The organism is uncultured Christiangramia sp., assembly GCF_913046405.1.
GTDB classification, from domain to species: domain Bacteria; phylum Bacteroidota; class Bacteroidia; order Flavobacteriales; family Flavobacteriaceae; genus Christiangramia; species Christiangramia marina.
In genome coordinates this window covers 1-11,190 of the sequence record NZ_CAJWRQ010000097.1, presented here as the reverse complement: position 1 = coordinate 11,190, position 11,190 = coordinate 1, and the positions used below count along the sequence as shown (strand labels likewise).

Here is an 11,190-nt window from a genome sequence, read left to right as displayed (position 1 = left end):
CTGACCCCTTGGGTGTAAACCAAGTGCTCTGAACCAACTGAGCTACGCGCCCTTGTGTGATTGCGGATGCAAATATAGACTACATTTTCATTTACACAAAACAATTTTAAAGAAATTACAAAAGAAAAACTGTGATAGAGCACTCCTGAATTGGAACTTATTAATTATGAACTAGTTGTAACCTATTTCATTAGAGATGGAACATTTCTGTAAACATAGTCCCCATGTTTTCCCGTGAACAGCTTAGTCATTTCTTCCATAAACTCTGATCTTTCATCTTCGTCTGCCCAATGAGAATTAACAAGACCTTGTTCCTCTTCAAAGAATTCTTCAATATCACCGAGTTTATCGAATACAAATACTTCGTTCATTTCACGAGCATTTGATCCCCAGAGATGCCTGTGAGTATAGTAACCTTTTAATTTCTTACTCTTTTTAGTGATATTTTCGTAATACTGCTTGAAGTTCTCAGGTGTTCCTTCTCCATTCATACTTAGATCTGCAGTCCTTACATAATAAATCTTCGGGTTTTCTTTATCTACAGTTTCTGGTATTGAAAATTGCATGGATTGATAGATCTCATCCCGATGTTCTGCAGAATAATAAGATTGCTGCTTTTCAAAAAATTTCTTTCTGGATTCATCATCCTTCCAGCCTTCAGCAATGAGTTCCTCAGTTCTGCTGTTCGCCTCCTCTATATCGTTCCAGGTTCTGTACACATTCACCAGAACAACTTCAGAATTATCTGGAGTGAAATAGTGCGTAAAAACGCCAGAACTAAGAATAAGGTCATTTTTACTGGCAACCTTTTCGAAATACTCCTTTTCAGTATCTAACCATCCCGAGAAATCTGTGTCAGGATCGTCGCTCCAGTGAGTTGTGGTCATCGCAATGTAAACCGGTTCGTACTGCTCGGTCTCTTCAGTTTCCTGCGTGTATACTGCAAGCTGAAAGCCCAGGAATAACAGAATGCTTAATTGAATAGTGCTTTTCATTTTTTCGAGTTTTAGTTATTAAAACACAGCAAAATGGTTAGCCCAATGTAGGATTGGAGTTATAATAGCCTGTAGGATATTTCAGAAGTAGGGCAGCGCTCTATTACAAAGTCTTCTAAAGAAACAAATAAATGTTAACTAACACATTATCATTAGTCTATAGAACTTCAGCAACTGTAAAATTACTGCCTCCAATAAAAATTAGATCTTCCGTATTAGCTCCTTTCCGCGCGGTAATATATGCTTCGGAAATAGAAGAATAAACATTTCCATTCAAACCAAATTTGAGACTTTCTTTCTGCAGAAATTCAGCAGGCATTCCACGAGGTACATCTGGCTTTGCAAAGTAAAAGTCGGCGTCTTTGGGGAATAATGGTAAAATTGAGTTCAAATCCTTATCGTTAACGACTCCCAAAACTATATGTAATCTGGTGAAGTTTTCTTTCAGAAGTTGCTGCAATACCAGCTTAAGCCCTTCAGCGTTGTGGGCGGTATCACAAATGATCTTAGGTTCATTTCCCAAAATCTCCCATCTTCCTCTTAAACCCGTATTGCTCTGTACTTTATTTAAACCATGAATAATAGCTTCAGAAGTAATCTTCCAGCCACCTTTGCGTAACATCTCAATACTTGCCAGAACTGTCTTTTTATTATACTCCTGATAAGTTCCTATAAGATCGGAATCAACTTCAGCCAGCTCAAATTCATCAGCAAAAAACAGAGGAGAATCCACTTCAGCAGCTTTTGCAGTAAAAACAGGCATGGTTTGATCATGTCTCTCACCAATTACAACCGGAACAGAATTCTTAATAATACCAGCTTTTTCTGTAGCAATTGCAGGCATATCTGTTCCCAGAAATGCAGTATGATCCAGACCAATATTGGTTATTACAGATAATTGAGGAGTGATAATATTCGTTGAATCTAAACGTCCTCCAAGCCCGGTCTCAATGATCGCAATGTCAACTTCGCTTTTTGCAAAATAGTCAAAAGCCATTCCCACAGTCATTTCAAAAAAACTAAGTCGGTTGGTTTCCAGAAAATTTTGATTCACTTCAATAAAACCAACAACTTCTTCTTCTGAAATCACCACACCATTAATTCTTATTCGTTCTCGAAAATCCTTTAAGTGAGGCGAAGTGTAAAGCCCAGTTTTATACCCCGCTTCCTGAAATATCGAAGCAAGCATGTGACTCACCGAGCCTTTACCATTTGTACCGGCTACATGAATACTTCGGAATTTATTTTCGGGATGAGCCAGGTGTTCTGTAAGTTTAAGGGTATTGGAAAGATCCTTCTTAAACGCACTTTTTCCTACCCGCTGATACATGGGTAATTGCTGAAACATCCACTCCAGGGTTTCCTGATAGGATTTCAATTATTCGGTAAGTTTAAAGTTATAAATTATGGTTCCAACCTGTTTGGAAGGTGCATTGGAATCACTGTTGAATCTGGTTGCTAATGCTGCTCTTTGCGCGGGGCCTGTTAAACAGGCTGCACTATTGGTAGTGCCTTTCATTCCGGGCTGAGCGCTTACTACGCGACCGGTTTGATCTACCACGATTTTCACTACCACGATCCCAGACTCATTACAATCCTGAACAAATTTCTCTTTGTTCAATGCTTTTCTTCCTCCAAGCCTGTAATTTCCATCACCATCCAGTCCTGATCCCTGACCATAATAAGAACTGGCATTTGGATCACCATCTGGACTACCTTTATCTCCAGCCTGGTTGTCGTTTCCTTCACCACCGGTAGCAGTTCCAGATCTTTCAGGTCCGTTTAAGATACTGCTTAAGGCATCATTAGTAGATTTATCTGGCTTTGGCTCAGGTTTCTTAACTGGCTTCGGCTCTTCCTTCGGAGGTTCCGGCTGTTTTGTTTTTACAGGCGTAGGTTGTTTTTTCTTTTTCTCGATCACCGGAGCTTCTTCAATTTCCTGGGTTACAACTTCCTTTTCGATCACAGGTTCAGACTGCACCGGTTGAGCTGCTGCCTGTTTTGGAGCAGACTTTACCGGTTCAGTAGGTTGCTTGTCGCCAGAACCCACTTCCGAAGTACCAAAATTTATCGCGATCCCGTTTTCAGGCGGTGGATCCAAATAAGTCATTCCGAAGAAAATCAACAAAAGAATAAGCAGCACATGTAACACTACAGTGATGGTAAAAGACTTCTTCTCATGTTTAGTTTCCAGCATCGACATTCTCTATTCGGGTTTTACTGCTAATACGATCTTATAGCTATTACGATTGGCAATATCCATAACGTTCACAGCTTTCTCAATTGGCACTCCTTCTTCAGCCCGCAGAATGATCGTTGGGTTCTCTTCTCCGGCAAGTTTCGTCTTCAGTGTAGATTCAAGCGCGCTACTACTTACACGTTCGCTATTAATATAGAACTGCAGATCTTTCGTGATACTAACGGAAAGTGTTTGCTGACTGGTAGTCTTACCCTTTGCCTTTGGCAAAATAAGATCCAGCGCTTCCGGAGTGATCACAGGTGAAGTCAGCATAAAAAATATGAGTAGTAGAAAAACCACATCGGTCATCGAACTCATACTAAATTCCGGACTTACTTTATTTCTACCTCTTAAATTCATATTAAGCCGGTTCGTTTAACAGGTCAAGAAAATCTACTGCAGTTGCTTCCATCTGGTGCACTACTTTATCTGTTTTCACAACGAGGTGATTGTATCCAATATAGGCTATAATACCAACTATAAGACCAGCTACCGTTGTTGTCATTGCAGTATAAATACCTTCTGCAAGTGCTCCCATTTGAGCCTGTCCACTACTTGTTGCCAGTTCATGGAAAGCAAGCACCATACCAATAACGGTTCCAAGGAAACCGATCATAGGTGCAGCTCCGGCAACAGTTGCCAAAATACTAACGTTTTTTTCAAGCTTGTAAACTTCCAGTCTTCCTGCGTTCTCAATAGCGGTATTGATATCCTCCAACGGACTCCCAATTCTAGAAATACCTTTTTCAGTTAATCTCGCCACTGGAGAATCACTTTGAGCGCAACGAATCTTTGCAGATTCTATGTTGCCACTTTGAACACTATCTTTGATCTGGAGCATGAAATTCTTATCCACTCTACTAGCCGCTTTGATCGCAAATAATCTTTCAAAATAGATGTAGACTGCCGCAAATAATAAAACAAATAGAATGATAATGATGATTTGGCCACCAAGACCTCCGCTAAACATCAAATCAAATAAGGAAAGAGTTTTCTCCTCTACGACTGGTTCTGCTACCTGAGCAGCATCTACCACCTCGTCCTGCTGTAAAAAATTAAGCATATGTATAATTGGGTTTTGTAATGTAACGTGCTATCGCGCTTTAAATTGTAAATCAAATTTAAATAAAGAAAAGCCCGCTTTCACGGGCTTTTTCAAATTATTTGCACAAACTTTTAAACAAGCTGTTTCAGAGCAACTTCAAAGGCAGTTCTACTGATATTCGTCTTGCTGCTATTGTTATTAAATGTATTCTGAATGGCATTTTTGATCGTCATGGAAGTATCATTGAAGATAGCCTCATCGGTCATTTGCACTCTTCTTTCCATAAAGTAGGCGAAAACTCGGGCCATCCCGCAATTGGAGATAAAATCTGGAATAAGACTTACTCGCTCATCGGTATATTCCATAATAGGACCAAAAAAGATCTCTTTATCTGCAAACGGAACATTCGCTCCACAGGAAATTACTTCCAGTTTGCGATCAATCAGGTTAGTGATCTGTTCTTTGGAGATTAATCTCGAAGCTGCACAGGGAGCAAAAATCTCAGCATCAAGCTTCCACACTTTTTCATTCACTTCTTCAAAAGGAATTACATTGTCGTGACGCAGGGCGTTTCCATCTTTATCAAGAAACATTTGCTGGATCTCTTCAAAACTGAAACCTTCCTCATTTATAAGACCACCTGCTCTATCGATGATCCCCACAATTTTAGCACCCATTTGCGCCAGGTAATAAGCTGCAGCAGAACCTACATTTCCAAATCCCTGTACGATCGCACGTTTACCTTTTATATCGCCGCCATAAATTTCATAGAAATGATGAACAGCTTCTGCAACACCATAACCGGTGATCATATCTGCCACCGTGTATTTTCTACTAATATCTGGAGAGAAGTTAGTATTTTCCAGGACTTTGATCACACCTTGTCTCAATTGTCCAATCCTGTTGATCTTATCTGCTTCCGTAGGTTGAAAATGTCCATTAAAAACCCCTTCCTGTGGATGCCACACACCGCAATCTTCCGTAATTGGAATTACCTCATTGATTTCATCTACATTAAGATCTCCACCGGTACCATAATAACTTTTCAGCAATGGCGATACAGCTTTATACCAGCGTTCTAAAACACCCTTTTTACGAGGATCTGCAGGGTCAAAGTTAATTCCCGATTTTGCACCTCCAATTGGCGGGCCAGAAACCGTAAATTTTACCTCCATGGTCTTTGCCAGGGAAAGCACTTCATTTTGATCCAATCCCACACGCATTCTGGTACCACCACCGGCAGCTCCTCCCCTAAGAGAATTAATCACCGTCCAGCCTTCAGCATCTGTTTCTGAATCCTTCCAGTTAAAAACAATTTCAGGTTCTTTATTCTCGTATACTTTGAGTAATTCTTTCATTTTTGGATTATTTTGAAGCAAATATAAAAAACTAAGCAGGCTCTATTCCGAATTTGATAAAATATTCAGGGTTCATAGATACGTCCAGAAGAATGATCCATTTTTGCGCCGGTTACTGAGGAAAGCACATTAATCTCTCCTCTTAATTTAAGCGCACCCAGAAGTGCAAATATCAACGCTTCTTTAAAATCTATGATTTCTTTCTTCGGAATTACAAATTCACCATCAGAATATGATCTTAATCGTTCAATTAGAAAACTATTAAAGGTACCGCCACCAGTTAGAAGTATTTCTGAAGCTGAAGAAGTTTCTAGACATGCAGCGATCTGGACAGCAATATGCTCAATAAAAGTTCGAAGAATATCTGGAACTTGCAAGGTGTAAGAATCGATCAAAGGCAACACATATTTATCTACCCATTCTATACCAAGTGACTTGGGAGGAGTTTTTTGAAAATACTTGAGTGCATTAAGTTCGTTAAATAGATCAACATTTACTTTTCCAGTTCTGGCCAGGTTGCCATCTTCATCAAAATCTTTCCCAAGGCTACGCATATATTGATTAAGCACCGTGTTTACTGCACAAATATCATAGGCTACTCTTTGCCCCTCTACTTCTTCGGAAATATTGGCAAAACCTCCAAGATTGATACAATATTTATAGTTACTGAATAACATTCGGTCTCCTATTGGAACCAGCGGAGCGCCCTGTCCACCAAGTTCCACATCCTGCACTCGAAAATCGCAAACTACAGGAACGCCGGTTAGACTGGAAATTTTAGGTAAATTTCCTATCTGGAACGTCAAACCCTTGTCTGGCCTGTGTTTTACGGTATGTCCATGACTACAGATAGCATCCAGAAGATCAATCTCGTACTTAGCAATAAACTTTAGAATAACTTCAGAGAGATATTTTGTATAATCCTGGTCCAATTCATTCAATTCAGCTGGCTCGAGACGGGAAGAATTCTTCAGTCTGTTTTGCCATTTTTCAGAATAAGGAATAGTTTCAGAATATATGATCTTGAAATTCGTAGCCTTGCTCAAGTTCAATTCGGTAAAAACGAGATCGACACCATCCAGAGAGGTGCCAGACATAATTCCAAGTAATCTATACTCGTTTTTTTTCATATTCGTAAAAATACTCAATATCAATTGAATTATAGATACCAAAAAGCTATCTTTGCCCTCCAAAAATCAGTTTTTTATAAATTTCTTTTCACATGGATTTTAAACTTACCGAAGAACATATAATGATACGTGATGCCGCCCGTGATTTTGCAAAGCAGGAGCTTTTGCCGGGTGTTATCGAGAGAGATGAGAAGCAGGAATTTCCGAAGGAGCTTATCAAAAAGATGGGTGAACTTGGTTTCCTTGGAATGATGGCGTCACCAGAATATGGCGGGGGTGGAATGGATACCATTTCATATGTACTTGCGATGGAGGAACTTTCGAAGATCGATGCATCAGCTTCAGTGATGGTATCAGTGAATAACTCGCTGGTTTGCTGGGGCCTTGATACCTTCGGTAACGAGGAGCAAAAAAAGAAATATCTTTCTAAGCTTACTACTGGTGAAAAACTGGGTGCATTTTGCCTTTCTGAACCAGAAGCAGGTAGTGATGCAACTTCACAGAGAACAACGGCTATAGATAAAGGTGATCATTACATTCTTAATGGTACCAAAAACTGGATCACCAACGGTAGTTCAGCCGACTATTATCTTGTGATCGCTCAAACAGACAAGGAAAAAAAACATAAAGGGATCAACGCTTTTATCGTTGAAAAAGATTCTGAAGGTTTCGAAATTGGACCTAAAGAACAGAAGTTGGGAATTAGAGGAAGTGATACACATTCTTTAAATTTTAACGATGTAAAGGTTCCTAAAGAGAATAGAATTGGTGAAGATGGCTTCGGATTCAAATTTGCCATGAAAACACTTTCTGGTGGTAGGATTGGAATAGCGGCACAAGCACTTGGAATTGCAGCAGGAGCTTATGAGTTAGCTAAAGATTACTCGAAGCAACGTAAGGCTTTTGGAACAGAAATCTGCAATCACCAGGCGATCGCCTTCAAACTTGCAGATATGCATACTCAAATTGAAGCAGCACGTCACCTAGTTATGAAAGCAGCATGGGACAAGGATCAGGGAGAAAACTATGATCTTTCAGGTGCCATGGCAAAACTTCACGCCTCTAAAACTGCGATGGATGTAACTGTGGAAGCAGTTCAGGTTCATGGAGGAAATGGATATGTAAAGGAATATCACGTAGAAAGATTAATGAGAGACGCAAAGATCACTCAGATCTACGAAGGAACTTCCGAGATTCAGAAAATTGTGATCTCAAGAAGTATTCTTAAGGATTAAGTTCTTCGGAATTTTTATAATGCAAAAGAGCAGCCAACTGGCTGCTCTTTCTATTTTTGGTTGATTAATAATTATCTCCGAGCAGAAACCACATTTTTACTAAACACCTCTCTGTCTGTAGCAACTCTAAGAATATAAACCTGATTTGCTTTCATTCTGAAATCTACAGCTAATTCAGTTCTATCTCCTTTCGTTACTTTTCGATCTTTGTAAGTTCTTAATAACTGACCTTTAAGGTCATAAACCTGTATAGTAACATTTGAAGTATATTCAAAGTCATATTGTACAGTTAATCTTTCTTTGAAAGGAACAGGAGAAGCTTTGAAGCCACTTGTCACCGAAGAAGAATTCTTGGTAGGCTTACCTTTTCCTGGTCTTGTGTCATCTTGCTCTTCGCATCCTTCTGAAGGGGCTGAAGTTGCTTTAGATCCACCAAGTGTACAACCGGCGTTGTTCAACTCATCCAAATAACTACCAGCTGCCCCAGCATTACTGAAATTATCCTGAACATACACTATCAACTCAGCTTCAGTAAGGATTTCGTAGTTCACGTCACCATTACAAATATTTAATAATGCAGCTACAGATTGTCTACCTAGATTGTAGATTCCGCCACCACCCTGGTTCAATACTTCCAGCAAGGTTTTACCCTGTAATTGTGAAGGAGTACTATTTCCAAATACATCAGAATACAAGGTGCAGGTTGAATGACAAGACCATCTGTCTGTATGATTTTTCCAGTAACCTAAAGTACATCCTTGGAAATTCTCACATATTGGTTCTTCCAATCTAATCTCAGTTCTTCCGGAATCACAGCCATTATCGCTTAAACCAAAGATAACATAGTCACCTGGTGGAAGATCAAATCCCGCTAGGGTTTGTTTCTCTTCATACAACACAGTTTCTCCACTAGTAATTCTATAGGTAAAGAATTCTGTATCGATATTAGAATTTACTCCAACTCTTATCACTACATTACCCAAACCAGTATCACAATCGGGTTGAGTTATTGTTAAATCAAGAGGGAAATTAGTTGCAGGTATTTGCTGAATTTCTACTTGTCCAGAATCGCTCACACAACCATCTTCACCATATTTGATTACAAAATCATGAAGCCCTACTGAAAGTGAAATGGCTCCAGCATATAGATCAAAGGATAATCCATCATCAAAACTTATATAAAGATTCTGTGGATCACCAAGGAAGATAAAACTACCATCACCACCAATACAGTCTGCAAGTTGGGTTTGAATTTCTGGAATCACTATTTCATCAGGTTCGGAAATAATAATACCATCAATCGCTAATCCACATTCATTAGCATCTGAAACTACAATACCATATTCCTGAGGAGTCAAACCACTTAGCATCAGTACTCCAAACTCATTAAAATCTCCATGTTCTGAGGTATAAGGAGGTGTTCCTCCAGTCGCTGTGAAAGTAATACTTCCATCATCAAATCCTGGGCAAGACACATCTTCTACCACAATCTGGACATCAAGAATGTCTGGCTCTGTGACCTGAATATCATTCAGATTATAGGTACAACCATTAGCGTCAGTGATCATCACTGAATACGTTCCCGCAGTAAGACCTATGATGTCCTGGGTGGTCGCATTATTACTCCATAAATATGTGTAATCTGGTGTCCCGCCAACAACACTAATGTCAATAGCGCCATCAGAATATCCATAACAACTTACATTGGTTGTAGCGTCCACTTCGGCTTCAAGGGTAGAAGGATCTTCTATTTCTATATTATCGATCGTATCCGTACAACCATTAGCATCGGTCACTGTTACTGAATAGAGTCCCGCAGCCACCCCGGATAAATCCTGAGTAGTCGCATTATTACTCCATAAGTATGTGTAATCTGGTGTTCCACCACTTACAATAATATCAATAGCGCCATCTAATTCTCCATTACAAGTCGCGTTAGTGACTGATGTCACACTAACTACCAATTCGTCTGGCTCACTGATCTGAATATTATCTATCGTATCGGTACAGCCATTAGCATCGGTCACGGTCACTGAATAAGTTCCAGCAGGTATGCCTGAGATATCCTGTGTAGTCGCATTATTACTCCATAAATACGTGTAGTCTGCTGTTCCACCACTCACGCTTATATCAATAGCACCATCAGAATCTCCATTACAAGTTGCATTATTAGAAGAATTGACTATAGCCTCAAGTCCTGTAGGTTCGCCAACATTTCCTTCAATATTATAAGTACATCCGTTGGAATCGGTAATTATACATGTATAGATTCCTGGCGATAATCCCGTGATTTTATTTGTTGTGTCTCCATTAGACCATAAATAAGTATAAGGAGCTTTCCCACCAATTGGGAGTGCTTCAATCTCAGCATCGTTCAATTGATAACAGCTGGAGTCTAGATTCCTTACTCCACCTGAGAGCGGTGTTTCGACATTCAGCTCACCTAGAGTACCACATTTTGGAGCAATATCGAGAACTCCCTTGGAAGTTGTATTCGTAGTTATGTTAGTACAACTATTTTTACTTGACTGGTCCGTAACCTTTGATGCATCAGTCCATGCCATATATAAATTTGTAATTTTTAAACTGGTGCCACAGGTATAATTAATAGGAGGATATGGTAGTTCTGTAATTGTATTCGCCGGCAAACCATCAGTATCGTTACAGCCGGAGATAGTTTCTGTAGAAATTAAATTACCTTCAGCATCTCTAACTTCCAGCGTACCAAAAAAGGCAAATGTAGGCCGGAAAGATCCAGTTTTATTATTAATAGATAAGATCAATGGGAAGCTTTGTTGTGTGCCTTCATCGCAGTCAACACAAGTTGGTGCATCCAACCGCGCCTGTACTACTAGTAAATCTTGCGAAACACAATCTGTTTGGGGCGGTAATGGAGGTGATTGAGCTACGGCTTCAAATATCGAAATCATCAAAACGACAAGCATTAGAATGCTTTTAAGTGTTTTACTTGATAGTGATCTGAAAGAATCCAAGCTTCGTAGAAGACTGAATTGAGTAATTTTTTCCATAATGATTGATTTAATGGTTAGAACCATAACAAACATTAAAAAGTAAAAGTAGACCGGGCAGTCCTCAATGAGAATATAGAGTATGGAGTATCACCTGTGTAGAACAGTTTGTAGTGCATAATTGCACTGGCTCATCGAGGGGTGCAGAAAAGATTTTCA

General features: G+C 39.5%; 9 protein-coding genes. 1 reads left to right on the top strand and 8 read right to left on the bottom strand.

Going from position 1 to position 11,190, the window contains the following annotated elements; genetic code table 11:
• Window positions 1–182 precede the first annotated feature (182 nt).
• From QZ620_RS11670 to QZ620_RS11640, 7 genes are all read right to left on the bottom strand, one after another.
• Window positions 183–995, bottom strand: coding sequence for a hypothetical protein (locus QZ620_RS11670; RefSeq protein WP_295181821.1), 813 nt, complete (start codon window positions 993–995; stop codon window positions 183–185).
• Between the two features lie 157 nt (window positions 996–1,152).
• Window positions 1,153–2,373 carry a folylpolyglutamate synthase/dihydrofolate synthase family protein gene (locus QZ620_RS11665; RefSeq protein WP_295181820.1) on the bottom strand — a complete coding sequence of 407 codons (1,221 nt, stop codon included), beginning with the start codon at window positions 2,371–2,373 and terminating at the stop codon, window positions 1,153–1,155.
• Complete coding sequence (locus QZ620_RS11660) at window positions 2,374–3,198, bottom strand: energy transducer TonB (protein ID WP_295181819.1); 825 nt, start codon at window positions 3,196–3,198, stop codon at window positions 2,374–2,376.
• Between the two features lie 3 nt (window positions 3,199–3,201).
• Window positions 3,202–3,594 carry a biopolymer transporter ExbD gene (locus QZ620_RS11655; RefSeq protein ID WP_295181816.1) on the bottom strand — a complete coding sequence of 131 codons (393 nt, stop codon included), beginning with the start codon at window positions 3,592–3,594 and terminating at the stop codon, window positions 3,202–3,204.
• Window position 3,595: 1 nt separating this feature from the next.
• Window positions 3,596–4,297 carry a MotA/TolQ/ExbB proton channel family protein gene (locus tag QZ620_RS11650; RefSeq protein ID WP_141876786.1) on the bottom strand — a complete coding sequence of 234 codons (702 nt, stop codon included), beginning with the start codon at window positions 4,295–4,297 and terminating at the stop codon, window positions 3,596–3,598.
• Between the two features lie 113 nt (window positions 4,298–4,410).
• A complete protein-coding gene (locus QZ620_RS11645; protein WP_141876785.1) occupies window positions 4,411–5,637 on the bottom strand; it encodes a Glu/Leu/Phe/Val dehydrogenase dimerization domain-containing protein in 1,227 nt (408 codons plus the stop codon).
• 65 nt (window positions 5,638–5,702) lie between these two features.
• Entirely contained in the window at window positions 5,703–6,767 is a 1,065-nt protein-coding gene (locus tag QZ620_RS11640; protein WP_295181813.1) for an anhydro-N-acetylmuramic acid kinase, read from the bottom strand.
• A 92-nt stretch (window positions 6,768–6,859) separates the two neighbouring features.
• Here QZ620_RS11640 and QZ620_RS11635 point away from each other — a divergent pair, with 92 nt between their 5' ends.
• Entirely contained in the window at window positions 6,860–8,002 is a 1,143-nt protein-coding gene (locus tag QZ620_RS11635; RefSeq protein WP_141876783.1) for an acyl-CoA dehydrogenase, read from the top strand.
• A gap of 71 nt (window positions 8,003–8,073) precedes the next feature.
• Here the strand turns inward: QZ620_RS11635 and QZ620_RS11630 are convergent, their stop codons facing one another.
• A complete protein-coding gene (locus QZ620_RS11630; protein ID WP_295181810.1) occupies window positions 8,074–11,031 on the bottom strand; it encodes a hypothetical protein in 2,958 nt (985 codons plus the stop codon).
• Between the last annotated feature and the right edge of the window lie 159 nt (window positions 11,032–11,190).

Bases quoted from the DNA above. Each gene is read 5' to 3' on its own strand.
- QZ620_RS11645 (WP_141876785.1), bottom strand. From the start codon at position 5,637: ATGAAAGAATTACTCAAAGTATACGAGAATAAAGAACCTGAAATTGTT.
- QZ620_RS11670 (WP_295181821.1), bottom strand. From the start codon at position 995: ATGAAAAGCACTATTCAATTAAGCATTCTGTTATTCCTGGGCTTTCAG.
- QZ620_RS11650 (WP_141876786.1), bottom strand. From the start codon at position 4,297: ATGCTTAATTTTTTACAGCAGGACGAGGTGGTAGATGCTGCTCAGGTA.
- QZ620_RS11660 (WP_295181819.1), bottom strand. From the start codon at position 3,198: ATGTCGATGCTGGAAACTAAACATGAGAAGAAGTCTTTTACCATCACT.
- QZ620_RS11655 (WP_295181816.1), bottom strand. From the start codon at position 3,594: ATGAATTTAAGAGGTAGAAATAAAGTAAGTCCGGAATTTAGTATGAGT.
- QZ620_RS11630 (WP_295181810.1), bottom strand. From the start codon at position 11,031: ATGGAAAAAATTACTCAATTCAGTCTTCTACGAAGCTTGGATTCTTTC.
- QZ620_RS11635 (WP_141876783.1), top strand. From the start codon at position 6,860: ATGGATTTTAAACTTACCGAAGAACATATAATGATACGTGATGCCGCC.
- QZ620_RS11640 (WP_295181813.1), bottom strand. From the start codon at position 6,767: ATGAAAAAAAACGAGTATAGATTACTTGGAATTATGTCTGGCACCTCT.